We start from the raw sequence: 26,848 nt of genomic DNA on the forward strand, positions 1-26,848 counted from the left end.
CTGCGGCGTCAGACGCTCGATAACGTAGCCGGTGTTCGGATTCGCGAACTCCGTGGTGTAGCTGAGAATTTCCTCGCTGCCGTCGAGGTTCACGAGGAACTGCACCTGGTGCTCGTTCCAATGCAGGGAGCTTTCGATCGCCTCCATGAGCCGCTGGCGCGAGTCGGGCCGGACGACGAGGCGGTCGATGACGATCTGCACCTGATGCTGGTCGTGGGCGGCCGGTTTGAGCGAATCTTCGATCTCGACGATTTCGTCATTCAGGCGCACTCGGACAAAGCCTTGGCGCTTTAGCTTTTCAAACAACGCACGCGTGGCTGTGCCGTTGGCCGGAGCCTGAGGAGAGAGAACGACGACGCGGGTGCCTTCCCCGAGCGCGAGCACCTTGTCCGCGATTTCTGGCGGTGTGCTGCGCTGGAGTTTTTCGCCCGTTTTTGGGTCGTGCGGCTGACCGGCCACGGCATAGAGCACGCGCAGGTAGTCGTAGATCTCCGTGACCGTGGCGATCGTGCTGCGCGGGTTGGGATTCGAATGCACCTGCTCGATGGCCACCGCCGGAGAGAGTCCCTCGATGAAATCCACGTCCGGTTTTTGCATCTGATCGAGGAACTGCCGGGCGTAGGCCGAGAGGCTCTGCACGTAGCGCCGCTGCCCTTCGGCAAAGAGCGTGTTGAAGGCCAGGGACGACTTGCCGCTGCCGCTCACCCCCGTCAGCACCACGAGCTGATGCCGCGGGATGTCCACGTCGATGTTCTGGAGGTTGTGCTGCCGTGCGCCACGCACGCGGATCACGTCTTCTGGCATGCCGGGTATAAGCCGCTTGGGGCAGGGGAGTTCAAGCCCAAGAAAAGTCCCCCTGAGCCGTTTGTGTGGGTGACAATCAGGGCGGTTGATTATCCCCGGCCGCTCTCCTAGACTCCTCCTGTCATGAAACCTCTCATCGTCATCATCCTTGCCATCGCCGTCGGATACGTCTCTTACGAGTATGTGTATCCGCCGTTCGCCGATGCCATGAAGTTCACGAAGCACGTGCCCAAGCCGGAGCCGAAGAAGGAGGTCGTTGTGGCCCCTCCGCCAAAGCCGGTCGTCAAAGAGGAGCCGAAGATCGTCATGGAGCCCAAGCCCGAGCCGAAACCGGAGATGAAGCCAGAGGAGCCGAAGCCGGAAATGCCGAAGGCTCCCGAGCCGCCGCCGCCTGACCCCAATGCCTTTGTGGCTCCGGTGTTCCCGCCGGTCGATGAACTCACTCAGAACTGGGCCGCCGTGCCGAAGGGCTTCTTCACCACGCCCAAGCAGGTCACGATGAAGAAGGATCTGGAGCTCAAGATGCAGATGGGCAAGGCCACTGCCTCGACGACCTTCAAGTCCGGTACCAAGATTTTCGTCATGGGGCAGGAAGGTGCTAACCTTGTGGTTGGAGCCTCGGCGGGTTCGCCGATGCGAGGTCTGGTTGCGATGGATGACACCGACTTTAAGGAAGTCTTCGAAGCTGCTTATGAGCAGGTGAAGGTCGTTCAGACCGAAAACGCCCGCAGGGCGCACGAGTACAAACTCGCAGCGGCCGAGCGTGCGAAGAATGCACCGGCCGGTTCCTCCGGTGGCGGCGGCGGCAGCAGCAACGACAAGCCCGAGAAGGATGCCGACGGTGCCTACCCGCTGCTTCTGGCCAGCATGAAGGCCGGGGAGGTCACCGAGATCAAACCTGACAACGTCAAATCTTGGGGCGATGCGGCTCAAGAGAAGATCGACGGCACCGATTACTGGACCGTGAACGTGAAGTATGAAACCCAGACCATGTTCGGTAAGTTCGAGACCGAGGCCCAGGCCCGGATCAAGAACGGCCGAGTCGATAAGTGGGTGTACACGGGCTCCGGCGAAGTCGTTCCGTAAATCAACGATCTCGCAGTAGCCTCGATTGACCCATGGAGCTCTTGATCATCCTTGGGCTGCTGGTGGCGGTAATCTATGCTGCCTATCGACACGTGCTGGATGGAGAGAAGCAACGCCACGGACGCAAGGATCGCCACGGTGACGACGGAGGTGGGTTTTACGCCGATGGCTCATCGCATGGCTGCTCGCATCATGACGGAAATCACTCTCATTCAGATGGGGGCGACTTGGGCGATGGCGGCTGCGATGGCGGTGACGGCGGGGGCGATTGAATCCCCATTGTGACCATGGCACGATCCATTCTTGACGCCATCGTCCCGCTTGCCACGTAACCACCTCCGATGAAGATCATCCGCCCTACCGATCCCGACTACGCTTCCGCCATTGCCGCCCTGAACCGCCGTGCCGAGGCGAGCGATGCCGTGCGCGAAGTCGTCGCAGGCGTCATTAAGGCGGTGCGGGGGCGTGGAGATGCCGCCGTGCTAGAATTGGTGGAGAAGTATGACGGCGCCAAACTCACCGCTGGGCAGATGCGCGTTTCTCAGGACGAAATCGATGCAGCGTGGTACAGCGCAGATGCCACGCTGCGTGCTGCGCTCGAAGCTTCCCACCGGAACGTCACCGCCTTCGCCAAACGCAGCCTGCGTCAGGGGTGGAGTGGGCAGAATGAGCAGGGGGCCGAGGTCGGAGAAGTGTTTCATCCGTTTGAACGTGTCGGTTGCTATGTGCCGGGTGGTACCGCGCCGCTGGTTTCGACGGTGCTCATGACGGTTGCCATCGCATCAGCGGCCTGCGTGCCTGAGATCGTCGTCTGCACGCCGTGCGGGCGTGACGGCACGGTCAATCAGGGGCTTCTTGCTGCGCTGAAGGTCGCCGGCGCCACCGAGGTTTATAAAATCGGGGGATCGCAGGCCATCGCGGCGCTTGCATTCGGCACGGAGACGATCCGGCCGGTTGCGAAGATCTTTGGCCCTGGTAACAGCTACGTCGTCGAGGCGAAGCGCCAGTCTTTCGGCGTCGTCTCCATCGATCTGCTCCCCGGGCCTAGCGAAGTACTGATTCTGGCCGACAAATCCGGCAATCCCGCCTTCATCGCCGCCGATATCCTTGCGCAGGCGGAGCATGGCAAGGACAGCATGGCCGGATTCATCACCGATGACGCTGCACTGCTCGATGCCGTCGTCGCCGAAGTCGATGCGCAGTCCAAGACGCTCAGTCGTCAGGCGCAACTGACGCCCGTGCTCGAGAAAGGTGTCTTCTGCATGCTCGTCTCTAGTTTGGAGGAAGGGGCACGCCTCGTGAACGACTTTGCTCCTGAGCACCTCTCGCTGATCACCACGCAGGAAGAGGTCATTCTCCCGCTCATTCGCACAGCGGGCGCCATTTTCCTTGGCAATCATTCGCCGGTCGCGGTCGGCGACTTCCTCGCGGGTCCCAGCCACACGCTGCCAACGGGCGGCTCTGGAAAATCCTTTCCCGGCATCACCGCCGATATGTTCCAGCGTCGCACGAGCATCATTCGTCTCGATCGCGACAGTTGCGTAAAGTCCGAGCCGATTGTGAATGCCTTCAGCCAGGTCGAAGGCCTTGACGCCCATGGCCGTTCCGTTTCCATCCGCTGCTCATGAAACACCTCGTCTGCCTCGCTGCCCTGCTGCTGGTGTCCTGTGGCAAGGAAGAGCCCAAACCGGAACCAAAAGCCAAAGCGGTGGAGACTCCAAAACCGGCGCCAGAGAAAAAGATGCCGCCCGTTCCGCAAGGCAAACTGCCGAAAATGGATCCGGAGAAAGCCAAGTTCATCGCCGTGCCCAGCACCCCGAAAGATCCCGAGGCCAAGAAGGTTGAGAAACCGGCAACGGAAGTCCCAAAGTCCGGGCCGCCTGCAACCGAAATCAAAAAGGCGGCGCCACCTGCCGCCGAACCGGCAGTGCCCGAGGTCAAAAAGGCTGAGCCAGCCGCAGCGGCGAAACCGTAGCGCTCACGCTGGAATCCTGATCTCCAGCCAGCGACTTGCTGCGCTGGCAGGCTTCACCTGACGCGACTTCGCATCCAGACAGGCTGGCAGCAATGCAAAATCTCCAGCCTTCAACGTCTCGCCACCGACGCTTATCTCTCCGCTTACCGCGGCTAGGGTTACGCATTCGCCCGTTTCGCCTGCTTGGTTTGATCCGTCGCGCAGCCGCACATCGAAGTCATCGCACTTCACCAAAGTGCCGTCCGCTGCGACCTGTTGCATCTGCGGTGCGAAGTCATTGAAGTCGATGCTCTGCAGCGACTCCTGCACATGCAGCGCGCGCGGTTTGCCATCCAGGCCCACACGATTCCAGTCAAACACACGATACGTCGTGTCGCTGTTCTGCTGAATCTCATAGATCAGCAATCCTGCGCCAATGGCATGCACACGACCGCTGGGAATGAACAAGCAGTCGCCGGTGTGTGCTTCAATCACGTGCACCACATCGGCCACGGTGCCGTTTTGCAGCGAGGCTTCAAAATCCTCACGAGTCACACCCGGTTTAAGTCCTGCATAAATCTTCGCGCCCGGTTCGGCATGCGCGATGAACCACATCTCCGTTTTCGGTTCGCCCTTCAACGCCTCTGCTTTGTCGGCCGGAGGATGCACCTGGATCGAAAGATCATCGCAGGCGTCGAGAATCTTCATCAGCAGCGGGAAGGAAGGGCTGGAAGAATTCAGCAGCGCTTTGCCAAACACGGCTTCTCGATGATTCGTCCACAACTCATGCAGGGTGACGCCATCTGCCGTCGTGCTTTGTGCCTCGGGACGGTCTGAGACGCTCCAGGCTTCTCCGAACGGCGTGGTCGCATCGGGAAGCGTGGCGCCCAGCAGGGTTTCCATGCGCCTGCCGCCCCACACGCGGCTGTGGTAATGGGGTGTGAAGCGAATGACCTGACGGAAGTTCATGTGATGACAATCAACCACAGCCTTCGTTGACGCTCTACAACGAACTCGCCAGAATGGCCCGCGTGAATCAAATTGAAGCCAGCCTTATCCAGACTCTGAAGGAAATCTTATCTCCGGACAGGGTGCTCACTTCCGCCGAGGACATCGTTCCTTACAGCTTTGACGGCACGGCAGCTCTGAAGCAGCGGCCAGGCGCCGTGGTGTTCCCGCTCACGGCGGAAGAGGTCTCCGAGTGCGTTAAGCTTGCCCGGCGGAACAACATTCCTGTGGTCACCCGTGGATCAGGCACCGGTTTGAGCGGTGGCAGCGTGCCGCTTTCGGGCTGTCTCGTGATCTGCCTAGTGAAGATGGACAAACTCGTCGAAGTCGATGAAAAAAACCTCACTCTGCGTGCGCAGAGTGGTGTGATCACCAAGGAGATCGACGACGCCTGCGCGAAGGTGGGTTTGTTTTATCCTCCGGACCCGGGATCGATGAAGATCTCCACCATTGGCGGCAACGTGGCCGAAAATTCTGGTGGATTGCGCGGTCTCAAATATGGCGTGACACGCGATTACGTGATGGGCATCGAAGTGGTGCTGCCGGACGGCACGTTGACCTTCCTCGGCAACAAGTGCGTGAAGGACGTGGCGGGTTATTCGATGAAGGACCTGTTCATCGGCAGCGAGGGAACCCTGGGCATCATCACCGAGGTCATTCTCAAAGTGCTGCCGCGCCCGAAAGCGCGTAAAACGATGCTCGCGCTCTACGATTCGATGGATGCCGCCGCGAAAACGATCTCCGCGATCATCGCCGCCAAGATCATTCCATGCACGCTGGAGTTCCTCGACCGTGTCACCGTGCAATGCGTTGAGGATTACGCCAAGATCGGCCTGCCGACGGATGTGGAGGCGCTCGTGCTCATGGAAACCGACGGACATCCGACTGTCGTCGAAGAGGAGGCCGCACAGATGATGGAACTCGCCAAGGCCAATGGGGCTCACGACGTTCGCGCCGCCGCCGATGAGGCCGAAGGTGCGAAGCTGGCCGCCGCACGTCGCAACGCCTTCTCCGCCCTCGCGCGTGTGCGTCCGACGACGATTCTCGAAGATGTGACCGTGCCGCGCAGCGAACTCGCCACGATGGTGGCCTTCATCGACGGTGTTGCGAAGAAGCACCATCTGCAGATCGGAACCTTTGGCCATCTCGGCGACGGCAACCTGCATCCGACCTTCCTCACCAACGAACGCGATCACGAGGAGATGCATCGCATCGAAGTTGCGTTGGAGGAGATTGTGGAAGAAACGATTCGCCTTGGCGGCACCGTGACCGGCGAGCATGGCGTCGGGCTCGCCAAGAAAGCTTTCCTCAAGCGCCAGTTGGGCGAAGGCAGTTACGAACTCATGCGCAGCATTAAGCAGGCGCTCGATCCGCAGGGCCTTCTGAACCCGGGGAAGATCTTTGATTTGAGGAACTGATCATGCCGCAAGCCGACCTCCTCAAATCGCTCGATTACTCCGTGCTCCAGCAGTGCATGCACTGCGGCATGTGCCTGCCGACGTGTCCGACTTACGTGGAAACCAAGTTGGAGCGAAACAGTCCGCGCGGACGCATTTCGCTCATGCGCGCGGTGGCGGACGGTGATCTTGATGTGTCACGGGCACTTTCGGATGAGATGTATTACTGCCTCGGCTGTCTGGCCTGTCAGACGGCCTGTCCGGCGGGAGTGAACTACGCGGAGCTATTCGAAACGGCTCGTGCGGAAGTGGAGCAGGCGCAGGTGAACACGGGCATGCAGCGCGGCTTTTGGCGCTGGCTCGCCTTGAATGTGATTTTCATGCGCCCGTGGCTGCTGAGGATGGTCGGACGCGTTCTGCGACTGTATCAGAGCACCGGCTTCGACAAGCTGATGAGGAAGCTGCACTTCTTTGGACTCCTGCCGCGTTCGTTGGCGAAACTCGAACCACAGACGCCGAGAATATCGGAGCATTTCTCGAACGAGGTCATCTCGCCGGAGGAGTCTCCGGACGGAAAACGGGAATATCGTGTGGGATTGCTCACTGGTTGCATTCAGGATCTGGCCTTCTCGAACATCAATCGCGACACGGCAGACGTGCTGCTCGCAAACGGCTGTGAGGTCGTCACGCCGGGTTCGCAATGCTGCTGCGGCTCGTTGCATGCGCATAACGGTGAGCTGGAACTCGCCCGCGAACTCGCCCGCAGGCAGATCGACAGCTTTGATCTCGATTCACTCGACGCCATCATCACCAACGCCGGCGGTTGCGGCTCGCATTTGAAGACCTACGGCCACCTGCTGCATGACGATCCGTTCTACGCTGCCAAAGCGAAGGTCTGGGATGCGAAGGTGAAGGACATCCACGAGTGGCTGGTGCAGATCCGTTTCCGCAAACCGACCGCTGGTGCAGGTGTCAACGAAGTCACCTATCACGAAAGCTGCCATCTTTGCCATGGCCAGAAGGTGGTCTCACAGCCGCGTCAGATCCTAGCCAGCATTCCCGGGCTCGTGTTCAAGGAGTTGCCGGAGTCGAACTGGTGCTGCGGCAGCGCTGGCATCTACAACATCACCCAGCCTGAGCAGAGCCAGAAACTGCTGGATCGCAAAGTAGAGAATCTGCGTCAGGCTGGGGCTCCCGTGGTTGCCACCAGCAATCCCGGCTGCCATTTGCAGATCGCCAACGGCATCCGCTCCTGCGGCGATCATCCCTGCCATGAAGTGACTCAACCGGTGACTTTGCTGGCACGTGCCTATCATGCGGAACGTAGCTGATTGTCATGGAACTCGACCTCACCGGACCTCATCGCGACGATGCCTACATGATCCTCGCCGGACTCGTCACACCGCGCCCGATCGCGTTGACGACGACCGTGGATCTCGAGGGGCGTGTCAATGCCGCACCCTTCAGCTTCTTCAACGTGCTGGGTGATTCACCGCCGATCGTCGGCATCTGCCCGGGCGATCGTGAGCCGGGAGTGCCGAAGGACACCGCGCGCAACATCCGCCTCACCCAAGAGTTCGTCGTGAATCTCGTCGATGAAGCCATTGCGGAGAAGATGAACCTCTGCGCCGCCTCGCTACCGGAGGGTGAGAACGAACTTCTGCACGCCGGACTCACGGCAGCGACCAGCACTGCGGTCAAACCGCCGCGCATTGCCGAATCGCCCGCCAGTCTCGAATGTCGCAGCCACAGCATCATCGAAATCGGCGACAACCGTCTGATCATCGGCGAAGTGCTCCGGATTCACGTGCGTGACGGCATCTTCGATCCCGAAACATGGCTGGTGAAACCTGGGAGCTATCAGCCCGTCGGCCGCATGCAGAGTCCGCACTGGTATGCGCGGACTCGTGACATGTTTGAGATGCGACGGCCGAAGTAGATTTCTTGAAGCCGCCAACCTGGCCCCCAAATAACCCTCAGGTCAGGAGTTGTCGTCTTTGTGAGTGTCAGTGTTTTTCGATTTCCATAGAACTGACAGAATAGCATAGCTGCCAACCCACACGGCCATCCGGCACGTAACTTTGACCCATGACTTAGTTTCGTTCGATTCGAACCACGGATTGAGAATGAATTCGGAGACGGCTATGGCAATAAATGCCGCGATGTATGGCAAGCAGCCGTCCCGTGTCATTTTCATGGTTTGTCAGAGTCTGGATCACTGCTTCAGCCACTGCGCAGCATCGATGATGACGTGGCCGTCGGTGCCTTCGTTGCGGATTTCGACCCAGCCGGATTTGCCGGCTTCGAAGCGGAAGGTGCCCAGCGGGAAGATGACGTCCCTTTCAGGGGCCTTCTTCTTTTCGTTAACGATGATCTTTTCCTCGCCGTCAGCGTGATGGATGATGACAGGCACGTTGTCCGCGCGGTTGGCGAGGGCGGTGTAGGTGATGGCGACACGATATTTGCCTGCGGCAGGCAGATTGGGGATGAAGCGGGCCTTTTGTGTTCCTTTTTCAGCGTCACCGTCGTGACGATAGCCTTCTCCGACGAAGCCGGGCGTGGTGTGTCCTTCGGAGGTGAATCCGGTGAGCTCAGCCTCGCTGTCATCGACGACAATGCCGCCGAGCTGCTCCTTGGTGAGGTGAGCGCGCTCCGGCATCGGAGGCGATTCGAAATCGAGCACCTGGCCATCGGCGAGGAGTTTTTCCTTGAGCTTCGCGTAGTCGATCTGCTGCACCTCTTTGCCTGAATCGATGGCAATGACCGCCGCTGTGGCCGCGCTCTGACCCATGACCATGAAGACAGGCTCCATGCGGATGCTGCCGTAGGCGATGTGGCTGGCACTGAGGCAGACCGGAACGAGGAGATTGGTGCACTCTTCGGCCTTCGGAGTGATGCTGCGGTAGCTGATGGGGTAGGGGCGCGTGCCGATCTGGATGTCGCCTTCGTTGCGGGCAAAGCCGTCCTTGGTGACGTAGCGTTGCGTGTGGTGGCTGTCCATGTTGTAAGCTCCCATGCCGACGCTGTCCTCGACGATCTCGCGACGCTTGCAGTTCTTTTCGCTCATCACATAGCCGCCGACCATGCGACGTGCCTCGCGTACGTACATCTGGCGCGGCCAGTTGCCATTGTCGGTGAATTCATCCTTCGCGAGTCCCCAGCCCGAGTAATATTCGCGAATCGCTGCCGGAACGCGGGGATGATTCGCCAACGTCCACATGAGGCCCTTCTGATAGTCTTCATGTGCCTGCCAGATCTTCGCCCGGGTGGCATAGTCGCCGTCCGGATAGTCGTAGTTCATGCCGATCATGTCGGTGCTGAAGGCGAAGTTGTTGTTCGTGTCGGTCTTGTGATTCGGCATCGGCGTCGGGGCCCAAGGCTTGCGTTCATCGCCCGCTTCAAAGTTGCGCAGCAGCAGTTCGAACTGCTTCTCGTCGTAATTCGCCGGTTTCGGGAAGGGGACGCGGATGGCCTCGTCGTTCGTATTGCACATCCGGAAGTTGTAGGCCTGGATGCGCTTGTCACCGCTGCCGTCTTCGCCTTTGGGCATGGCCGAAACACCCCAGAGGAGGCCGCTGGAGGGATCGCCGGGCTTCACGTAGGGATCGACGTTCTTGACGAACTGATGGTGTCTCGCACCGGCAATCTGCAGGCCGTTGATCGTTTCACCATACTGGGCGTTTGCCTCACGACCGACGTGGTAACTGACGCCCGCTTTTGCCATGAGATCACCCTCGTAGGTCGCGTCGATGAACATGGCGGCTTCGAATTCGCGGCCGCTTTCCATGATGATCTTCGTGATGCGCGTGCCGTCTTTGACGGCGCCCTTGTTCAAATCGAGGCGCTCGCCGAAGACGACGGTGACCTTCGTTTCCTTGAGCATGTCGTCGTAAACCTGGGTCGCCACATGCGGTTCGAAGGTCCACATAGTTTCTTCTCCGGCGCTGTTGCCGTGCGGCCTCTTTTGGTAGTAGTCGTCACGGGTCTGCAGGGTCCAGGAGGCCGCATTGGAGTAGTGCTTCCAGATACGGTGGTAAAACTCGCGCGACATGCCGCCGATCGCCTTTTTGTTGCCGATGTCCGTGGCACCGAGACCGCCGGTGGTCAGACCGCCGAGAAACTGGGTCGGCTCGACGATCACCGCCTTTTTCCCCATGCGGGACGCTTGGATGGCTGCGGTGACCCCACCGGAGGAGCCACCATAGACGACGATGTCGTAGGTGTCTGCGGCCGTGATTTGGGAAAAGGCGGCAATGGCGGAAAATAATAGCGTTGGGAGGGGCTTCATGGCGACTCACCCCTGCGCAGAAGCCCGCGTTTAGCAACCTTGTGATCGGTCGTAACGTTTTTATCGAACAAAAAATCGAATACAACCCCGGCCGGGACGTCAGACAGCAAGTCACCCACTGTTTCTCTATGAAAACCAAACTCACGCGCTCACTTGCCCTCGGTTCTGTGCTGTTGTCCCTCGCCCTGACTTCCTGCGTAGACCCCTACGGTTACGGCTATGGTCCCGGATTTGGCGGCGGCGGCTACTATGGCCGTCCCCCGGCTCAAGGTGCGGTGACGGGTGCCGTGCTCGGCGCGGCGGCAGGCGGGATTATTGGTAATCAAAGTCATCGCGGGCTCGAAGGGGCTGCCATTGGAGGTATTCTTGGAGCTCTGGCGGGTGGTGCAATTCAGAACAGCCGTCAGGGAGGCTATGGTGCCCCCAACTGCAATTCGGGTTATAACAGGGGCTACTATGGCCAGCCGAACTACGGTTATGGCCAGCCGTCGAACTACAATCCCTACGCCTTTGGTGGCTGGCGGTAATCGCTCGTTTGAACAGACAATAACTCCGACTGTGATACGGGGGGCACATCTTGGTGGCTCCCGGTTTCGAAAAATCAAAGTGTGATGTTTGATTAGAACCGGGCAAGATTGGGCGTTTTGTTTTGACATGACACTCACGCCTTCGCGTCCCGACCAGCATTCCTTTGAAAATCCGCAGCAAGCGGATGAACTGACCTCAGAACAGGAGGGCCGTTCGGTCAGCCGACGTGGGTTTCTCGAGCGGTTCAGCATCGCCTCCATGACGGCGGCGATCGGTGCCGAGATTGTCTTTGCCGACAAAATGCCTGCGGGCCTGATCCCGGCGGCGCTGGCCCAAGGAGCGGAGCCGATTCAGGTTCCAGGCAAGGAGGGAATGACCTTCCTCAACGATCGTCCGGTCCTGGCCGAGGCTCCCGCACATCTTCTCGATGATGCCGTGACGCCCGGCGAGCATCTGTTCATTCGCAACAATGGCGTTGCTCCTGTCCCCGAAGCGCTGAATCCTGAAAAATGGACGCTTGAGATCGCCGGAGAGAGCTGCGAGAAACCGACGACTTTCACGCTCAAGGAGCTGAAGGAAAAGTTTGAGCATCACACGCTGCAAATGGTGCTGGAGTGCGCCGGCAACGGACGCAGCGAGTTCAATCCTCCTGCTCACGGAACGCAGTGGACCACAGGGGCGGTGGGCTGTCCGAAATGGACGGGCGTGCGGCTGCGTGACGTGTTGAAGCATTGCGGCATCAAGCCGGATGCGGTTTACATCGGCTACTACGGTGCGGACCTCCATCTCTCGGGGGATCCGAAGAAGACGTCCATCTCACGCGGTGTGCCAATCAAGAAAGCGCTGGAAGATGAGTCGATGATCGTGTTCGCCATGAACGGGGAGGACATTCCATGGCAGAACGGTCATCCGCTCCGTCTGATGTTTGGCGGTTGGCCTGCATCCACCTGCGGAAAGTGGTTGAAGAAAATCGTCATTCGCGATCGCGAACACGATGGAGAAAAAATGACCGGCGACGCCTACCGCATGCCGCGTTATCCGGTGGCTCCTGGATCGAAGGTGCCGGACGAAGACATGGTGATCATCGAATCCATGCCGGTGAAGTCGCTCGTCACCTTCCCGAAATCGGGCCTCAGTCATCCTCTGGCGGATGTGCTCACCGTGCGAGGGCATGCGTGGGCGGGTGAAAACGAAGTGACCGAAGTGCATGTGTCCCTCGACTTTGGTGCCACCTGGCAGAAGACCGAACTGGCCAAGCCGGTGAACCGCTTTGCCTGGCAGCATTGGGCGACGCAGGTGCGCTTCCCGAAAAAGGGCTACTATGAAGTCTGGGCCCGTGCCACGGACGATCAAGGGCGATCTCAGCCCATGATCCTTCCGGGCTGGAATCCGAAGGGCTACCTGAACAACACCTGCCACCGCATCGCCATCCAAGCCGTCTGATCATGCGCTTCTTATCTGTTTTTGCCCTCCTGCTTGTCAGCGGCATTTATGCCGCGGAGGAAGTGCCACTCGATCCAGTAACGGGCATGAAAATGACCGGCGACTGGGAGATAGTCCGCAATCACTGCATCATCTGCCATTCGTCCAAGACCTTTCTACAGCAGAGCGGTACGGAATCCACTTGGACGGACATTCTCGCATGGATGCAGAAAAACGGTGGCCTTTGGAAACTCGATCCAGCGATCGAGAAGACCATCATCGGCTATCTCGCGGTGAATTACGGGCCGGGTGACAAATTCCGCCGTGCGCCGATCCCGCTGAGCCTGATGCCGGTGAATCCCTACGCGACCGAGGCGAAACTGGAGGCCGAAGCGAAGAAAAAGGAGGGCCTGATTCCCAAGGCGCCTCCAGTCGCGAACTGAGCTTGCCGCTGGATCAAATCTCAAACGATACAGTCTCGCGGGAACGCTCTTTCTCGATGATCTGCGCGATGGTGTGATCACCGAACCAGCGTGCGACTTGATCGCGAAGATCGGCAAACATCTCACTCAAGGCTACGTGCTCGGCACCGGGTAACGGATCGAACGGACCATCGAAGAGCGCGACGACTTCGCCCAACGTGATGCGCTCCGGGCGGGTCACCAGCTGGTAACCGCCGCCCACGCCGCGCTTGCTCTTGAGAAGACCGCCGTTCTTTAGCGCCAAGAGAATCTGTTCGAGGAACTTCAGCGGAATGCCCTCGCCGCGCGCGAGATCCTGAATGGAGAAATTCGTGCCCTCGCGCTCACGCCCCATCGCCACGAGGGCGCGGAGGGCATATTCGGCTTTTTTGGAGAGCTTCATGGAGGAATGAGGGCCGCATCGGAACATCAAACACGGGCCGTTGCAAACTGCGATTTGCCGTTGGGGCGATTCCGCGTCATTCATCGGGTCTCACCCGCATGAGCGACGACTTTTTCGCCCCACCACCTCCGGAGCCGCCACGCGCGGCCGCGGCGGTGCATCATGCCGGTGCGCCGCTCGCTTCGCGCATGCGACCACGCACGCTGGAAGAGTATGCAGGCCAGCAGCACATTCTGGCCGAGGGCAAGCTGTTGCGCCGTGCTGTGCAGGCGGATCGTTTTTCGTCGATCATTCTCTACGGTCCGCCGGGCGTGGGAAAGACCACGCTGGCTCACATCATCTCCCAGGAGACGAAGTCACGCTTTGTGACCCTCAGCGGGGTGGAGAGCAGCGTGGCGGACATTCGCAAGGAGGCGGAAAACGCCGGTCATCATCTGCGGCTTTACAACAAGACGACGATTCTCTTCGTGGATGAGATTCATCGCTTCAACAAAGCGCAGCAGGACGTGCTGCTGCCTCATCTGGAGCGCGGGACGCTGCGTTTTATTGGCGCCACGACGCACAACCCGTTCTTTTACGTCAACAGCCCGCTGGTGAGCCGGTCACAGGTCTTCACACTCGAGCCATTGGGCATCGCTGATCTCGAATCGCTCATGGATCGTGCTTTGAGCGATGAGGAACGTGGCTTGGGAGGCATGAAAGCCCGCATCGAACCTGATGCGCGGCTCCATCTCGCCACTGTGGCCGATGGTGACGCCAGACGCTGTCTGAATGCGCTCGAACTGGCCGTGCTCTCAACGCAGCCGAACTCTGACGGTGAAATCGTCATCACCCTGGCGGCTGCGGAGGAGTCCGTGCAGCAAAAGACCGTCGTTTACGACGGCGACGGCGACGCGCACTACGACACGATCAGTGCCTTCATCAAAAGCATGCGTGCTTCCGATCCGGACGCGGCGCTCTACTGGCTGGCCAAAATGCTCTATGCAGGCGAGGACATCCGCTTCATCGCCCGGCGGATCGTCATCGCTGCCAGCGAAGACATTGGCATGGCGGACAGCAATGCTCTGCGCGTGGCCGTGGCGGCTCAGCAGGCGGTCGAATTCATCGGCATGCCTGAGGCGCGTATCATTCTGGCCCACGCGACGATTTACAATGCCACGGCTCCCAAGAGCAATCGCGCCTACACGGCCATCGATGCGGCCCTCGAAGATGTGAAGAACGGTCGAACCCTGCCGGTGCCGAAGCACCTGCGGGACGCTCACCACAAGAAGGCTGCCAAGGAGTTCGGTCACGGGGAAGGGTATCTGTATCCGCACAACTACGAGGGCGGATTTGTCCCCCAGCGCTGCCTCGAAGGCGGTCGTCAATACTACGATCCGACCGCGAATGGTCTCGAGGCCCGGATCAAGGAGCGTTTGGATCACTGGCGGAAGCTCTGGGAAGGGCAGGGGGCGTAAGAGCCATAGTGGCTGGTTCCACAGCAGGCGACAGCCGCGAATAGGCTGACGCTCCACACCTGGAAAACTGAAAAAGATGGTAATTATGTTTTTCATATTGAAGATATATGAAATTTACGGTAGAATTTATTCAATTCAGAAATTACCAGCCATGTGTAACTCAAAATTGATGACCTCTGGCATTATTGCCGTTCTGCTGGCAACTCTTTCTTCTTGTGCCCTGCCCAAGCAGCCCCTTCTGACCTACCTCCTGGAGAAGCGGCACAGAAAAGCCGCTCCCCTCGAAACGGGCGTGAAATACGAGGTCAGAAAAGCCTTGGCGACGAGTGTTCCTTTCCGTCCAAGCGAGATCAAGCGCTACACTTTTGTCTTCAATGAGGCCAAGCCACCGCTGATGGTGGCCTCTAATCTGCATCGCAATTCTCAGATGCGGGTTCGTACCACCGCATACACGCACAACGAAAGCGATCATCTCGTGTACGGCGTAAAGAATGCAATCGGCACCAATTTGAAGTTCGGAAAGGTGCGCAGTGCGGCGGCAGACTGGTCGCGCTTCCCTGTTGGCACGAAGTTCCGTATCGCCGGCCAGCCTGAGGTGATTTATGTGGTGGACGATTACGGCAGCGCATTGGTGGGCACAGGGACGATTGATTTGTACAAGCCCAGCCGTTCTCTGATGAACAACTGGGGCGTGCGCCATGTGGACATCGAGGTCATTGAGTGGGGCTCCTATGAGAAGAGCATGGATCTGATGCGCGACCGCACGAAGTGGAAACACGTTCGTGCGATGATGGAGGGCATTGAAGCGCGGTTGCGCACGGCTGGTAAGCAACAAGAAGGCGGCCGGTCGTTTACCGCCGCGCTGTAAAACAGCCTCTTCGGGAAAACGGCGATATTCCAAGGCGCAGAGTGTCGTTAGAAAACGCACTCATGCGTGCAGTCCTCTTTTCGTCGGTTTTTCTCGCTTTCAGTTTTATTAGTTCCGCCCAGGTGAAGCAAGGCGCGCAGCCGCCGATCACTCCGCGTCAGATTGCGTCGAGTTTGAAAATGGTATTACAAGCCGATGAACAAAAGGCACTGCATGACAAGGTCGTCCACCTGTTCGGGCTGCAGAATCTGACCCAGGGAAGGGCCGGGGCGAAAGTCGACGGCACGACGGTTGCGTGGGCCATCATCGATCCGAAACCTGCCCGTGTTGTGCAGCAGGATGGTTCGCTGATCGGCGAGATGACGTCGCTTGGAGATGATGGTCTGCAGGTATTGGTGGTCCCAATGCCCAATTTTTCCGAATTTGGCTATCGCATCGAATCGGAGGGCATGCCGCGACTCGCTGGAGCCGCTCATGTGGAATATTTCGACTACACTGCCGACAGCATGCCCCAGAAAGGTGTGCTGCAGGGAAAGCTCGAGAAGTTTGAGTGGAAGACGAGCAAGATCTTCCCTGACACGGTGCGTGATGTCACCGTGTACCTCCCGGCGGGCTTTGCCCCCGGTGAGGAAACCTGTCTGATGGTCTGGCAGGACGGCTCGCGCCACGTGGATCCGAATGGCGCCATGCGTGCGTCGATCGTGTTCGACAATCTAATCCATCAAAAAGAAATGCCGCGCACTGTCGGTGTCTTTATCGATCCCGGTCGCAAGGCCAGTCAGAAGCACGGCGACAAAGCCGCCAATCGCAGCTTTGAATACGATTCCCTTGGCGATGCCTACGTGCGCTTCCTCATCGACGAAATTCTGCCCGAGGTGGAAAAGCGCTATCAAACCAAGTTCCGGCAACAGCCTGAAGCCTGGGCCATCGCTGGAGGTTCTTCAGGCGGCATTTGCTCCTTCACTGCTGCATGGGAGCGCCCCGACAAGTTCCACAAGGTCCTCTGCTGGGTCGGCACCTTTGTCGATATTCGGGGCGGAAACAACTACCCGTATCTCGTGCGTGTCACCGAACGCAAACCCATCCGCGTCTACTTCCTCGACGGCGAAAACGACCTCGACAACAAGTTTGGTAACTGGCCTCTCGCCAACAAGATGATGGCCGCTTCGCTCAAATACATGAACTACGACTATCGCATCGATTGGACGCAGTGCTTCCACGGCAGCAAAGGCATGTCGGCGAGCCTTCCCGAGGCTTTGCGCTGGCTCTGGCGCGATGTGAGATGAGCCGGCTTACTTGCCGCCGATGAACGTTAGCACATCGGCCACGTCCTGAGCGGTGAGCACGCTTTCGAGCCCTTCGGGCATAATGGAAGTCGTCAGTGTTTTGAGTTCGGCAATGTCGGTGCGTAATACCACGATCTCGGCACCGCCTGGCATGCGGATGGTGATATTGCCGGGCGTCTCGGAGGCCAACTGACCGACAACCAAGGTTTTGTCCTTCTTGGTCACCTGCGTGGCGGCGTTTCGTAGTTCCACGGCCCGGTTTGGATCAAAGATGGCTTCGATGAGCTGTTCGCGCGGCTTGGTGGCGACGGTTTTCAAATCGGGACCGACTTCAACCCCGAGATCGCCCACCTTGTGGCAGACCATGCAGACCTTCTGAAACACGACAGCTCCGCGTTTGGCGTCGCCATCGAGTCTGCCAGTGTCAGCGACGTATTTGGCGACGACCTTCTGGCGGTCCGGGTTGTTGTTTGTGATTACAGGTATGGTGATGTTCGCTGGAGTCTTGGAGGGTGTTTGCTTCAGCAGCGGCTTTTCCAAGTCGATGAACACGTCGTCGTTGGCCGAACCGGTGGCAGTCAAAGTGGCTGCCCGAACCTGTGGCGCGAGTGGCTTGAGCATGACAAACAGCTCCTCCGGAAGAACGCCTCCGAGTTCCATGATCGTGAATGCCGCCTGAATTCTCACCGGCGGCATGGCAGCAAGCAGCTTCTTCAATTCAGGAATCGCAGAGGTGTCTCCGCGTTCTAATAGCAAACGTTGTGCGGTGTCGCGTTCCCACCCGTTCGATGAGGCAATGGCCACAGCGGGATCCTGCATTGTAGTCCCGGCTTTAGCCGGACCGTGCTTCGCAATGCGATAAATGCGTCCCTTGTCCTCGCCACCACGAAGCTCCAGCCCCTTCGAAATTTCCGCCGGAATCCACTCCGGGTGCTCCAGCACGAGACGGTACATGTCCACGACGTAAAGTGCGCCATCCGGGCCGGTGCGGGCCATGCTGGGACGAAACCAGTTGTCCTGGCTCGCGACGAATTCGCTGTTCGCATCACCAGGGTGACGATGACTGGTGATGGAGGGCCCGTCGTAGTTCAAAACTTCGCGATGCACCAGATTGTTGGCTGGTTCACAGATGAACATCACGTTGTCTCCGTCTTCTCCGAATGTGGTGTCGCGGAATGGCATCGGTGAGCAGCCGGAGGTGAGCGTGTTCACCGCGCTGGCCTGATTGAAGCGCCTGACCGGCGGACTGGCAGGGTAGACGCGTTTTTCGTCGTTGAGATTTCCGCGCACCGACTTCGCCACCACTTCGGGATGGCGTTCCAAGTAGCGGAACGGCAGCCAGTAGTGCCAGCCGATGGTGCTGTTGTTGTTGCCGAACCAGTTGCCGAAATCATCGCGCCATTTCCCATACTGGCTGCGTCCGCCTTCGAGGGCAAATTCACCCGTGCGCGGATCAAAGCGGAAGTCATTCGTGCCGAGCGCGATCTTTTTGCCCGTCTTCACGCAGGTGATGTCGCCGCCGCTGTCGCCGTTCGCACCGTAGAGCCAGCCGTCGAGCCCCCAGCAGAAGCCGTTGACCAGATGCTGAGGATTGCCTGCGGTGAAGCCCGTGAACCACGTCTCGCGCTTGTCGCACTTGCCGTCGCCATCCGTGTCCTCGGCGTAGAAAATGTCCGGGATGTTGGCAATAAAGACGCCGTTTTTCCAAAAGGCGAGCCCGGTGGGATGTTTCAACCCGTCGAGGAACAGCGAGGCCTTGTCATAGATTCCGTCGCCGTTCGTGTCTTCGAGGATTTTGACGCGCCCGGTCTGCAGCTCTGACACTTTGTCCTGTCCCACACTGCCATCCTTGGTCGTTTCACCTGGTGCGAAAGGATAATCACCCATTTCGACGACCCACATGCGTCGTTGCGCATCCCAGTCGATGAAAACCGGGTCCTGCACGAGCGGTTCCTGCGCCACGAGCATGGCTTCATAGCCGGGTTTCAACTGGAGCGCCTTCAGCGAATCCTGGGGTGACTTCGGAGCTGGTCCGGGAACCTTTAGCAGTTCCGCGAACGGGATGCGCTGTTTCGTGGTTTCGACCCACATCGCGCCGTCGTGAAAGGTGACGCCTTGATCGCGCCCGTTGCTGTCCACGATGAGCGGCAGGCTGTTGGCATCCCCCGCCTTGCCCTCGCGCATCACCTGCGACCAGCCTTCATTCCATTGGAGATTCTTTTTCTCACGCTCCTTCGGGACAAAAACGAACACGCCATATTCGCGTGGGTTTGAGACGATGATGTCTTCGTAATCATCGCCATTGATGTCCACAAACCATGCGCCGCTGTTTTCGGTCCTGGCGGCGTCCGGCAGGGTATGCTGTCGCAGTTTTTCAGGCACTTCGACGGCAAAAAGGGAGAGGTTAAGAGCAAGGAAGAGTGTTGGGAGCAGGCGCATGACGGCAGGTGTGTGGCAAACCAACGTTCCGGGTGTCAAACTTCCTTTGAGCGGTATGCGAAAAATGGTCCGCAAAATCCGTGCACCTTCAAGCAAGGCATGCCGAGCATGAAAAACAGGCCTGCGCTCTATTGCGGTCATCAATGGAAGTTTTCGCTGTCACCATCTTCATGAGCCTCGCCTTCGCCGTGCTGTTTGCCGTGCTATTTTTCGCCGAGCGCTCGCAGAGACGGGACCGCAGCATCGAACAGGACGCCCTGCTGCCGCTGGATGACGGAGTGCCCGCTCCCGCCCGGAACAAAACCCCGATTTCCTGAATTTTCCCTTCGCCTTATCTCATATGACCACCAACGCCTCCAAGATCACGATCGAATTCGATGACCGCACCGTCCGGCGCTTCATGCTTGCCTCCATCATTTGGGGCATCGTGGGGATGCTCGCGGGTGTGTTCATCGCCTCACAGTTGAACTTTCATCAGCTCAATCTCACCTCGTGGCTCAGCTTCGGCCGCCTGCGCCCGCTGCACACCAATGCGGTGATCTTCGCTTTCGTGGGCAACATGATGTTCGCCGGCGTCTATTACTCGACGCAGCGTCTCTGCAAGGCGCGCATGGCCTCGGATCTTCTCTCCAACATCCACTTTTGGGGCTGGCAGTTGATCATTATCGCTGCTGCGATCACTTTGCCGCTGGGACTGACACGCGGACAGGAATACGCCGAACTCATCTGGCCGATCAATATCGCGGTGGCGCTCATCTGGGTGGTATTTGCCGTGAACTTCTTCTGGACGCTGGCCAAACGCAATGAGCCCTCCCTCTACGTGGCCCTGTGGTTCTACATCGCCACCATCATCACGATCGCGATGCTCTACATCGTGAACCACCTGTCGATTCCGACGAGCTGGACGCATAGCTACACGATCTTTGCCGGGGTGCAGAACGGGTTGGTGCAGTGGTGGTATGGACACAACGCCGTCGCCTTCTTCCTCACGACTCCGATCCTCGGCATCATGTACTACTTCCTGCCGAAAGCGGCGGAGCGTCCGGTGTATTCGTATCGTCTCTCCATCGTTCACTTTTGGTCGCTGGTGTTCATCTACATCTGGGCCGGCCCTCACCACCTGCTGAATACAGCGCTGCCGAAGTGGCTGCAGATGCTGGGGACGTTTTTCAGTCTCATGCTGTGGGCTCCGAGCTGGGGCGGCATGCTCAACGGTCTGCTCACGCTGCGTGGTGCATGGGACAAGCTGCGCACGGACCCCGTGGTGAAGTTCCTGATCGCCGCCGTCACGTTCTACGGCATGTCCACCTTTGAAGGGCCACTGCTCTCCATTCGTGCGGTCAATGCGCTGTCCCACTACTCCGATTGGACCATTGGTCACGTTCATGCCGGTGCGATGGGCTGGAACGGCTTCATGGCCGCTGGCATGTTCTACTGGCTCACGCCGCGCCTCTACGGCACCAAACTGCATTCGACGAGCTGGGCGAACTTCCACTTCTGGATCGGCACCATCGGCATCTTGGTTTACGTGGGTTCCATGTGGGTCTCCGGCATCATGCAGGGGCTCATGCTGAATGCGACCACTCCGGACGGCCTGTCGCTGGTGTATCCGAACTTCATCGACACGCTGACGTCGATCCGCGCCATGATGGGTTTCCGCATCATCGGTGGTTCTCTTTATCTCGTGGGGATGATTCTCATGGGCGTGAATATCTGGCTGACCATCCGCAAAGGCAGCCCAGTGAATGAAACCCGTGAAGTGGCCGTCATCGAGCGCACGCAGCGCGACACGATGAGCCTGAAGGATACTTTCCTCAATGATCCGATCGCCTGCATGTTTGCCGGATTGCTTCTGGTGCTTGCATGGTTGTTCCTGCCACCCGGTGCTGATATCGCCGCGCTGGTATGTGCCGGTATCTTTGCAGTGCTGGCGGTGAAACGTTTCCAGACGGGCCACAACCGCTGGTCGGCGTGGTATGAGAGCCTTCTGCACAACTGGATTCCCTTCACCGTGCTCACCTTTGTGGCCGTGGCTTTGGGCGGCCTCATCCAGATCATCCCCACGGTCATGGTCAATCGCGCCACGAATGTCGAAGACCGTGTTCAGCAGCCTTACACGCCTCTCGAACTCGCTGGACGCGACATCTACATCAGTGAAGGCTGCTACAATTGCCACTCGCAGATGATCCGTACCATGCTGCCGGACGTGCTGCGCTACGGCGACTACAGCCGTCTTGGTGAAAGCATCTACGATCATCCGTTCCAGTGGGGTTCGAAGCGCACAGGCCCGGACCTCGCCCGCGAAGGCGGCAAGTATCCGCACAGCTGGCACTACGATCACATGAAGGATCCGCGCTCTATTTCGGTCGGCTCGAACATGCCACCCTACGAGCATCTCTTCTCCGAGAAGTTCGACCAGAAGACGCTTTGGAAAAAGATCGCCGTCATGACGCAGCTCGGCGTGCCCTATCCCGCGATGACTGACACCGAGGTCAAGACCAAGGCGGTCGAGCAGGGCATCCAGATCGTCAAAGATCTCGAAGGGCAGGGACGCAGCGGCGCCTTGCCTGACACCAAGATCGTCGCCCTGATCGCCTACCTGCAGAAGCTCGGGAAGTACGATGTGCCGGATCTCGAGGAGAAGCTCAAGAAGACGCCTGAAGGCATTCCATTCCCGCTGAAGCCCGGCATCCCCGACGGCTACCGCACCTCCGCCGTGACGAAATAATCAAAACACATTCCGCCCACCATGTACAAACGCATCATCTATGATTCCGCGCTCGACTGGGTTCCCTATCTCGCCTTCGGCGTCACTGCGACCGTGTTTCTGATCTTCGTCGTTCGTGCCGTGAAACTGCGCAAGAGCAGCGCCGACAAGCTGTCCCGCCTTCCCCTGGACGACTGAAAACCGACATCCTCACCTCATTTCTTCGCCATGACACCCCAATCTCCCAACAACGGTCCCGTTCTTCGTGACCACACTTATGACGGCATTCAGGAGTATGATCAAAAGCTGCCCAACTGGTGGCTCTTCACCTGGTATATCACCATGGTCTGGTTCGTGATCGCCTGGGTCGCCTACTACCAGCTTAACCTCGGCGAATCCGGAGAAGAGCAGGTGGACAAGGCGCTTGCCAACATCAAAGCCATTCAGCTCAAGGAGCTTGAGAAGCTCACGGACGACAAGCTCTGGGAAATGTCGAAGGAAGAGAAGATCGTGTCCGCTGGCGCGGCCACCTTTGCCACCACCTGCGTTGCCTGCCATGCACCGGACCTTTCCGCACATATCAATGGCGTGAAGCTTCCCGGACAGCCGCTCAATGACACCGAATGGAAGCATGGCGGAAATCCGCTCCAGCTGCTGAACATCGTGCGCAAAGGCGCACCGGATGTCACCAAAGGCATGCCTGCGTGGGAGCCGCAGTTGGGCCTCAACCGTGTCGTCGAAGTCGTCGCCTTCGTTCTCAGCAAGCACAAGAAGGGAGAGCCCATCACGCTCTCTGCAGACTCTCCGCTGAAACCAGGAGCTGCACCTGCGGCTCCAGCTCCTTCGCCCGCTCCTGCTCCCCCTGCAGGCAAATAGATGAAACCCGGAACCCCCACGCTCGACTCGCTCTCCACCATCCACGCCGACGGCTCACGCAAGTTTGTCCACCCGTCGGATGTCCGTGGTCCCTTCACCTCATGGAGGCGTGTCGCAGCACTGGTGCTGCTGTTCATCTACATCGCTCTGCCGTGGATTCCAGTGAACGGCTTTCCCGCCGTCTTTCTCGATGTGCAGGAGCGCCGCTTTCACTTCTTCGGTCTGACACTCGCCACGCAGGATCTCTGGATCGGTTTCTTCCTAGTCACCGGTCTCGCTTTCTCGCTCTTCTACATCACCTCGCTCTTCGGTCGCATCTGGTGCGGCTGGACCTGCCCTTACAGCCTTTTCATGGAGCAGGTTTATCGCCGTGTGGAGCGCTGGATCGACGGCGACGGCGCCGCCCGCCGCCAGCTCGAGGATGCTCCGTGGACCGCGTCGAAAGTCGCTCGACGCATTTTCAAACACGGGATCTTCATCCTGATCTCCGCCATCATCGCGCACATCTTCCTCAGCTACTTTGTGTCGATCAAGTCGCTCTATGAAATGATGCAGCACTCGCCTGCGCATCATGCCAAGGCCTTCGGGGTCGTGCTCTTCCTCACCGGCGCGCTGTACTTTTCGTTCAGCTGGTTCCGCGAGCAGTTCTGCATCATTCTCTGTCCCTACGGTCGTCTGCAATCCGCGCTCACTGACGACAACTCGGTCGTCATTGGTTACGACAAAAAACGCGGCGAACCTCGCGGCAAGGCCACCGTTGAAAGGCCTGCGGGCGACTGCATCGACTGCCGTCGCTGCGTTCAGGTCTGTCCCACGGGGATCGACATCCGCAACGGTCTCCAGTTGGAGTGCATCGGCTGTGCCGCCTGCGTGGACGCCTGTGATGAAATCATGACGAAGGTCAAGCGTCCGAAGGGTCTCGTGCGATATGATTCCTACACCGGCCTGCAAGGAGGCAAAACACGTCTCATTCGCCCGCGCACCATCTTTTACACCGTCATCTTGTTCGTGTGGGTCGCCGCCTTCAGCATGGCCATTACGCGCATTGCACCGCTGCGCGCCAGCGTAGTCCGCATGGGCGGCGCGTCGTTCTACGTGGACAACGGCATCATTCGAAACCAGTTCCAGCTCCGCGTCATCAACAAGCGCAACGCAGAGTCCACCTACAAGATCGAACTCGTCGGCAAGGTGCCTGCTTCGCTGGAGGTCGTCGGCATGGATCAGACCATCACGCTTCCTGCCATGGGCGAAGATCTGAAAACGCTCGTCCTCACCCTGCCGAAGGCCGACTACAAGGAGCGCTACAGGTTCACCATCAAGGTCACCGACATCAACCGCGGTGACGCCAGCGAGACTCGTGTGATGGAATACCTCGGTCCGGATCCGCAGGCTGCGCCCGCCTCGTCTCTCAACGCCAAAGACTTCATCCATTAACGCCCATGATCCCTAAATGTATCTCCTCCCGCCCTTGGATTTTCGTGGCAGCCTTTTTCATCGGTTTCGTCGCGTGGTGGGTGTTTTTCATCTCGCTCGCCATCAAGAACGCGCCGCCTGAAGTTCCGCTCACCATTCGCAGCGTCCATGCAGTCCATTGATACCAGCGCCGCCGCCTTTCTGGCCGGACTCGTCACCAGCGTCCACTGTGTGGGCATGTGTGGCCCGCTGTCATGTTCCTGGGCGGTCTCAGCGAAGCCAGGTGAGTCCAGCTTTATGCGCGACACCGGCCTGTATCACACCGGAAGACTTGTGTCGTATGCGCTCGTCGGTGCCATCGCCGGAGTGATCGGGGTCATGCCGCTGAAGTTTTTTCAGCATGGCGCCGGCATCGTGCTGCCTTGGATGCTCGTCATCGCCTTCGCCGTCGTTGGCATGGGGTTGGAGACGTATCTGCCCAAGCCCCAGTTCCTCCGTGCCGGTGTGCGCCGCATTCAGACCTTCGCCTTTCGCATGCACAGCGCCACGCGTGCCGGTCTGCTCGGATTTGCCACACCACTGCTGCCCTGTGGCCCGCTTTACCTCATCTTCGCCCTCGCCATGGCCAATGGGTCCGCGATCAAAGGCGCCGAATTCGCCTTCGCCTTCGGTTTGGGAACCTTGCCGCTGCTTTGGATCGCCCAGACCCAGCTCCATCTCATCGGCGGCAAGGTGCAGCCTCAGACCCTGCGAAAAATCCAGCGCACCCTCGCCCTCACCGCCGCTCTCATCTTGGCCTGGCGCCTTCGCGGCACCCTCGACTTCGGCAGCGATGCCGTACCAAGCTGCTGTCACGCGGCTTTGTGAGATTTCACGGCCATTTCATCCCCGCTTCATCAAGGGTTCACGCCCCTTTTGAGGATGGGCGGAAATGAAAGCACTCCTCATCCTCCTCTTTGGAGCCAGTTCACTGCTGGCTCAAAATGCACCTCGTGTCACCGCGACCACTCTCGACGAGAGCGAGGTGCGCATCACCTACGGCGAGTTGAAACGACTCGTCTCGGCCACGTTGCCGAAGGACACCCTGTCTGTGGCAAAGCCCAAGCCGCCCCTTCAGGCCGCGTTGCTCTCCAGCCTCTACCGGCTCGATGTCAAATCAGGCACCATCGTGGCCGAACTTCAGGTCGAAAGCTTCGATGACGAATGGCACCTCATTCCCATCGCCGGTTCTTCATCAGGCGCCATCACTGCGGAGCCAACGGACGCCCGAATCGTGGTCTCCGATGAGCATCTCTGCCTCGCCACCGACAAACCTGGTCCGCAGAACATCAAACTGACCTTTCCAATCGCGGCGGAAGGGCAGGGAACCATTCTCGCTCTCGCCGCTTCACCTGTGGCCGCATTGGAGATCCCAGAACTGCCGGAAAGCAAGGTCGTGCGTCTGCAGAATGGCTCGACAACTCGAATCATCGCCAAGCCCGCAACCGTCGCGCTTCCTGCGGCTGGCGGCGAAATCACCCTCACGCTCGAGGATGCCAGCAAGAGCGCCCAGACTCCCATCGCAGGCATCACCGACGACGCGATCATCAGCACGGCCACCTACACGACTCAAGTCGTCCGCGATGGTTCCGTGCTCACCGAAGGCGCGATCATCGTCCGTCACGACGAGCCGGTGAAGCTGGTCCTGCAGCTTCCTGAAACCGCCAAACTCCTCCAATGCCACGTGAATGGCGAGCCTGTGCGTCCCATGCCCGGAGACGCCAATCGCATCGAGATCCCGCTCGATGATCCGACGGCCGACGGCGCGGAATCCGAAGTGAAGCTTTCCTTCACCGCCACGCTTGCCGCCTTGCAGGCCGCTGAAGGAGAACTCGACCTCGCCCTGCCGCAGACGCCATTCTTTGCGAAGCAGATCGACTGGAGCGTGCAACTGCCAGCCGCCTACGACCTCAGCTTCAGCGGCAACGTCGATCCTATCACCGACAATACCAGCACACCAGGGCTCCACCTCCGCAAGTCTCTTTGTCGGGATCAACAACCTCAGGCCCGCATCACCTACCGCAAGCGCACCACCAACTAAGAACCAAGAACAACGAACCAGGAACCAAACCATGAAACTCACTCACCTCTTCGCCATCGCCGTCATCTTTGTCTGCACCACCATCGCCTGGTGGCTGCTCGGGGCCGTCATCACTCAGCGCACCAGTCATGTATCCTACCAGACCGGCGACAGCGTCAGCGGACGCTGGGGGCCGCCGTTGTTGCAAAAGCATCCATCGGCCCGTTACACGTCGTCCAGTGGTGGCCGTGTGTCGCTGCAACCTGCGAAGAGCGATGTGAAGGTGAAGCTCTCCTATCAACCGGTGAAGATGGGCCTCCTCTGGCAACGCACCTACGGAGCGGCGTTTGTGGGCAATTACACCTTCGTCAACAACACCGCCATCACCCAGC

At 59.0% G+C, this 26,848-nt stretch carries 26 protein-coding genes and 1 pseudogene; 22 read left to right on the forward strand and 5 right to left on the reverse strand.

Annotated features, from left to right (window positions below; translation table 11 throughout):
* Window positions 1-804, reverse strand: a pseudogene (locus KDL09_RS13795) (excinuclease ABC subunit UvrA); the annotation flags it as partial.
* A 123-nt stretch (window positions 805-927) separates the two neighbouring features.
* On the opposite strand from KDL09_RS13795, the gene KDL09_RS13800 reads away from it, so the two are divergent.
* The 4 genes from KDL09_RS13800 (at window position 928) to KDL09_RS13815 (ending at window position 3,865) form a co-directional block, all read left to right on the forward strand.
* Window positions 928-1,890: a hypothetical protein gene (locus KDL09_RS13800; protein ID WP_294386090.1), complete on the forward strand. Its 963-nt coding sequence runs from the start codon at window positions 928-930 to the stop codon at window positions 1,888-1,890.
* Between the two features lie 32 nt (window positions 1,891-1,922).
* Window positions 1,923-2,162, forward strand: a complete 240-nt coding sequence (locus KDL09_RS13805; RefSeq protein ID WP_294386093.1) for a hypothetical protein — start codon at window positions 1,923-1,925, stop codon at window positions 2,160-2,162.
* Between the two features lie 69 nt (window positions 2,163-2,231).
* Window positions 2,232-3,518, forward strand: coding sequence for a histidinol dehydrogenase (gene hisD / locus KDL09_RS13810; protein WP_294386095.1), 1,287 nt, complete (start codon window positions 2,232-2,234; stop codon window positions 3,516-3,518).
* Window positions 3,515-3,865, forward strand: coding sequence for a hypothetical protein (locus KDL09_RS13815; protein WP_294386100.1), 351 nt, complete (start codon window positions 3,515-3,517; stop codon window positions 3,863-3,865). The genes hisD and KDL09_RS13815 overlap by 4 nt, the downstream gene beginning before the upstream one ends.
* Window positions 3,866-3,868: 3 nt before the next feature.
* On the opposite strand, the gene KDL09_RS13820 is transcribed toward KDL09_RS13815, so the two are convergent.
* Window positions 3,869-4,813 carry a type I phosphomannose isomerase catalytic subunit gene (locus KDL09_RS13820; RefSeq protein ID WP_294386104.1) on the reverse strand — a complete coding sequence of 315 codons (945 nt, stop codon included), beginning with the start codon at window positions 4,811-4,813 and terminating at the stop codon, window positions 3,869-3,871.
* 53 nt (window positions 4,814-4,866) lie between these two features.
* Between KDL09_RS13820 and KDL09_RS13825 the strand changes: the two genes are divergently transcribed.
* From KDL09_RS13825 to KDL09_RS13835, 3 genes are read left to right on the forward strand one after another with little or no spacing between them, the layout of a single operon-like run.
* Entirely contained in the window at window positions 4,867-6,270 is a 1,404-nt protein-coding gene (locus KDL09_RS13825) for an FAD-linked oxidase C-terminal domain-containing protein (protein ID WP_345781090.1), read from the forward strand.
* A gap of 2 nt (window positions 6,271-6,272) precedes the next feature.
* Window positions 6,273-7,580, forward strand: coding sequence for a (Fe-S)-binding protein (locus KDL09_RS13830; protein ID WP_294386109.1), 1,308 nt, complete (start codon window positions 6,273-6,275; stop codon window positions 7,578-7,580).
* Between the two features lie 5 nt (window positions 7,581-7,585).
* Window positions 7,586-8,188 carry a flavin reductase family protein gene (locus KDL09_RS13835; RefSeq protein WP_294386112.1) on the forward strand — a complete coding sequence of 201 codons (603 nt, stop codon included), beginning with the start codon at window positions 7,586-7,588 and terminating at the stop codon, window positions 8,186-8,188.
* A gap of 276 nt (window positions 8,189-8,464) precedes the next feature.
* On the opposite strand, the gene KDL09_RS13840 is transcribed toward KDL09_RS13835, so the two are convergent.
* Window positions 8,465-10,537 (reverse strand): FAD-dependent oxidoreductase, encoded by a 2,073-nt coding sequence (locus KDL09_RS13840; RefSeq protein ID WP_294386115.1) that lies wholly within the window; start codon window positions 10,535-10,537, stop codon window positions 8,465-8,467.
* A 128-nt stretch (window positions 10,538-10,665) separates the two neighbouring features.
* Here KDL09_RS13840 and KDL09_RS13845 point away from each other — a divergent pair, with 128 nt between their 5' ends.
* The 3 genes from KDL09_RS13845 (at window position 10,666) to KDL09_RS13855 (ending at window position 12,930) form a co-directional block, all read left to right on the forward strand.
* Window positions 10,666-11,064, forward strand: coding sequence for a YMGG-like glycine zipper-containing protein (locus tag KDL09_RS13845; RefSeq protein WP_294386117.1), 399 nt, complete (start codon window positions 10,666-10,668; stop codon window positions 11,062-11,064).
* A gap of 127 nt (window positions 11,065-11,191) precedes the next feature.
* The gene (locus KDL09_RS13850) at window positions 11,192-12,508 is read left to right on the forward strand and encodes a sulfite oxidase (RefSeq protein WP_294386118.1); all 1,317 of its coding nucleotides are present in this window, start codon (window positions 11,192-11,194) and stop codon (window positions 12,506-12,508) included.
* A gap of 2 nt (window positions 12,509-12,510) precedes the next feature.
* On the forward strand, window positions 12,511-12,930 hold the full coding sequence (locus KDL09_RS13855) for a hypothetical protein (RefSeq protein WP_294386120.1): 420 nt from the start codon (window positions 12,511-12,513) through the stop codon (window positions 12,928-12,930).
* Window positions 12,931-12,943: 13 nt separating this feature from the next.
* Here KDL09_RS13855 and KDL09_RS13860 read toward each other — a convergent pair whose 3' ends face one another.
* Window positions 12,944-13,351: an Rrf2 family transcriptional regulator gene (locus tag KDL09_RS13860; protein WP_294386122.1), complete on the reverse strand. Its 408-nt coding sequence runs from the start codon at window positions 13,349-13,351 to the stop codon at window positions 12,944-12,946.
* A 188-nt stretch (window positions 13,352-13,539) separates the two neighbouring features.
* Here KDL09_RS13860 and KDL09_RS13865 point away from each other — a divergent pair, with 188 nt between their 5' ends.
* The 3 genes from KDL09_RS13865 to KDL09_RS13875 all read left to right on the forward strand — a co-directional run bounded on the left by KDL09_RS13865 (window position 13,540) and on the right by KDL09_RS13875 (window position 16,962).
* Complete coding sequence (locus tag KDL09_RS13865; RefSeq protein ID WP_345781091.1) at window positions 13,540-14,808, forward strand: replication-associated recombination protein A; 1,269 nt, start codon at window positions 13,540-13,542, stop codon at window positions 14,806-14,808.
* A gap of 97 nt (window positions 14,809-14,905) precedes the next feature.
* Window positions 14,906-15,676: a 3D domain-containing protein gene (locus tag KDL09_RS13870; RefSeq protein ID WP_294386127.1), complete on the forward strand. Its 771-nt coding sequence runs from the start codon at window positions 14,906-14,908 to the stop codon at window positions 15,674-15,676.
* A 62-nt stretch (window positions 15,677-15,738) separates the two neighbouring features.
* Complete coding sequence (locus KDL09_RS13875; protein WP_294386130.1) at window positions 15,739-16,962, forward strand: alpha/beta hydrolase-fold protein; 1,224 nt, start codon at window positions 15,739-15,741, stop codon at window positions 16,960-16,962.
* Between the two features lie 6 nt (window positions 16,963-16,968).
* Here the strand turns inward: KDL09_RS13875 and KDL09_RS13880 are convergent, their stop codons facing one another.
* Window positions 16,969-19,401, reverse strand: coding sequence for a PVC-type heme-binding CxxCH protein (locus KDL09_RS13880; RefSeq protein WP_294386133.1), 2,433 nt, complete (start codon window positions 19,399-19,401; stop codon window positions 16,969-16,971).
* Between the two features lie 170 nt (window positions 19,402-19,571).
* Here KDL09_RS13880 and KDL09_RS13885 point away from each other — a divergent pair, with 170 nt between their 5' ends.
* The 9 genes from KDL09_RS13885 to KDL09_RS13925 form a co-directional block, all read left to right on the forward strand.
* Window positions 19,572-19,718 (forward strand): hypothetical protein, encoded by a 147-nt coding sequence (locus KDL09_RS13885; protein ID WP_294386134.1) that lies wholly within the window; start codon window positions 19,572-19,574, stop codon window positions 19,716-19,718.
* A 23-nt stretch (window positions 19,719-19,741) separates the two neighbouring features.
* On the forward strand, window positions 19,742-22,129 hold the full coding sequence (ccoN, locus tag KDL09_RS13890; protein WP_294386137.1) for a cytochrome-c oxidase, cbb3-type subunit I: 2,388 nt from the start codon (window positions 19,742-19,744) through the stop codon (window positions 22,127-22,129).
* Between the two features lie 21 nt (window positions 22,130-22,150).
* A complete protein-coding gene (locus KDL09_RS13895; RefSeq protein WP_294386140.1) occupies window positions 22,151-22,306 on the forward strand; it encodes a hypothetical protein in 156 nt (51 codons plus the stop codon).
* A gap of 30 nt (window positions 22,307-22,336) precedes the next feature.
* Window positions 22,337-22,984 (forward strand): cbb3-type cytochrome c oxidase N-terminal domain-containing protein, encoded by a 648-nt coding sequence (locus KDL09_RS13900; RefSeq protein ID WP_294386144.1) that lies wholly within the window; start codon window positions 22,337-22,339, stop codon window positions 22,982-22,984.
* Entirely contained in the window at window positions 22,985-24,418 is a 1,434-nt protein-coding gene (gene ccoG / locus KDL09_RS13905; protein WP_294386147.1) for a cytochrome c oxidase accessory protein CcoG, read from the forward strand.
* Window positions 24,419-24,423: 5 nt separating this feature from the next.
* Entirely contained in the window at window positions 24,424-24,579 is a 156-nt protein-coding gene (locus tag KDL09_RS13910; protein WP_294386149.1) for a hypothetical protein, read from the forward strand.
* The gene (locus tag KDL09_RS13915) at window positions 24,566-25,264 is read left to right on the forward strand and encodes a sulfite exporter TauE/SafE family protein (RefSeq protein ID WP_294386152.1); all 699 of its coding nucleotides are present in this window, start codon (window positions 24,566-24,568) and stop codon (window positions 25,262-25,264) included. The genes KDL09_RS13910 and KDL09_RS13915 overlap by 14 nt, the downstream gene beginning before the upstream one ends.
* A gap of 64 nt (window positions 25,265-25,328) precedes the next feature.
* Window positions 25,329-26,477, forward strand: coding sequence for a hypothetical protein (locus tag KDL09_RS13920; protein WP_294386154.1), 1,149 nt, complete (start codon window positions 25,329-25,331; stop codon window positions 26,475-26,477).
* A gap of 31 nt (window positions 26,478-26,508) precedes the next feature.
* The coding region (locus KDL09_RS13925; RefSeq protein ID WP_294386155.1) for a hypothetical protein at window positions 26,509-26,848 on the forward strand (340 nt) is incomplete at its 3' end.

Source organism: Prosthecobacter sp. (assembly GCF_020439865.1).
Lineage (GTDB): Bacteria > Verrucomicrobiota > Verrucomicrobiia > Verrucomicrobiales > Verrucomicrobiaceae > Prosthecobacter.

What these genes read in the sequence shown, in the direction of transcription:
- KDL09_RS13875 (WP_294386130.1), top strand. Translation starts at nt 15,739, where the DNA reads ATGCGTGCAGTCCTCTTTTCGTCGGTTTTTCTCGCTTTCAGTTTTATT.
- KDL09_RS13845 (WP_294386117.1), top strand. Translation starts at nt 10,666, where the DNA reads ATGAAAACCAAACTCACGCGCTCACTTGCCCTCGGTTCTGTGCTGTTG.
- KDL09_RS13840 (WP_294386115.1), bottom strand. Translation starts at nt 10,537, where the DNA reads ATGAAGCCCCTCCCAACGCTATTATTTTCCGCCATTGCCGCCTTTTCC.
- ccoG (WP_294386147.1), top strand. Translation starts at nt 22,985, where the DNA reads ATGAAACCCGGAACCCCCACGCTCGACTCGCTCTCCACCATCCACGCC.
- KDL09_RS13885 (WP_294386134.1), top strand. Translation starts at nt 19,572, where the DNA reads ATGAGCCTCGCCTTCGCCGTGCTGTTTGCCGTGCTATTTTTCGCCGAG.
- KDL09_RS13815 (WP_294386100.1), top strand. Translation starts at nt 3,515, where the DNA reads ATGAAACACCTCGTCTGCCTCGCTGCCCTGCTGCTGGTGTCCTGTGGC.
- KDL09_RS13855 (WP_294386120.1), top strand. Translation starts at nt 12,511, where the DNA reads ATGCGCTTCTTATCTGTTTTTGCCCTCCTGCTTGTCAGCGGCATTTAT.
- KDL09_RS13835 (WP_294386112.1), top strand. Translation starts at nt 7,586, where the DNA reads ATGGAACTCGACCTCACCGGACCTCATCGCGACGATGCCTACATGATC.
- KDL09_RS13895 (WP_294386140.1), top strand. Translation starts at nt 22,151, where the DNA reads ATGTACAAACGCATCATCTATGATTCCGCGCTCGACTGGGTTCCCTAT.
- KDL09_RS13820 (WP_294386104.1), bottom strand. Translation starts at nt 4,813, where the DNA reads ATGAACTTCCGTCAGGTCATTCGCTTCACACCCCATTACCACAGCCGC.
- KDL09_RS13915 (WP_294386152.1), top strand. Translation starts at nt 24,566, where the DNA reads ATGCAGTCCATTGATACCAGCGCCGCCGCCTTTCTGGCCGGACTCGTC.
- KDL09_RS13900 (WP_294386144.1), top strand. Translation starts at nt 22,337, where the DNA reads ATGACACCCCAATCTCCCAACAACGGTCCCGTTCTTCGTGACCACACT.
- KDL09_RS13805 (WP_294386093.1), top strand. Translation starts at nt 1,923, where the DNA reads ATGGAGCTCTTGATCATCCTTGGGCTGCTGGTGGCGGTAATCTATGCT.
- ccoN (WP_294386137.1), top strand. Translation starts at nt 19,742, where the DNA reads ATGACCACCAACGCCTCCAAGATCACGATCGAATTCGATGACCGCACC.
- KDL09_RS13825 (WP_345781090.1), top strand. Translation starts at nt 4,867, where the DNA reads ATGGCCCGCGTGAATCAAATTGAAGCCAGCCTTATCCAGACTCTGAAG.
- KDL09_RS13850 (WP_294386118.1), top strand. Translation starts at nt 11,192, where the DNA reads ATGACACTCACGCCTTCGCGTCCCGACCAGCATTCCTTTGAAAATCCG.
- KDL09_RS13800 (WP_294386090.1), top strand. Translation starts at nt 928, where the DNA reads ATGAAACCTCTCATCGTCATCATCCTTGCCATCGCCGTCGGATACGTC.
- KDL09_RS13865 (WP_345781091.1), top strand. Translation starts at nt 13,540, where the DNA reads ATGCGACCACGCACGCTGGAAGAGTATGCAGGCCAGCAGCACATTCTG.
- KDL09_RS13920 (WP_294386154.1), top strand. Translation starts at nt 25,329, where the DNA reads ATGAAAGCACTCCTCATCCTCCTCTTTGGAGCCAGTTCACTGCTGGCT.
- KDL09_RS13910 (WP_294386149.1), top strand. Translation starts at nt 24,424, where the DNA reads ATGATCCCTAAATGTATCTCCTCCCGCCCTTGGATTTTCGTGGCAGCC.
- KDL09_RS13830 (WP_294386109.1), top strand. Translation starts at nt 6,273, where the DNA reads ATGCCGCAAGCCGACCTCCTCAAATCGCTCGATTACTCCGTGCTCCAG.
- hisD (WP_294386095.1), top strand. Translation starts at nt 2,232, where the DNA reads ATGAAGATCATCCGCCCTACCGATCCCGACTACGCTTCCGCCATTGCC.
- KDL09_RS13880 (WP_294386133.1), bottom strand. Translation starts at nt 19,401, where the DNA reads ATGCGCCTGCTCCCAACACTCTTCCTTGCTCTTAACCTCTCCCTTTTT.
- KDL09_RS13860 (WP_294386122.1), bottom strand. Translation starts at nt 13,351, where the DNA reads ATGAAGCTCTCCAAAAAAGCCGAATATGCCCTCCGCGCCCTCGTGGCG.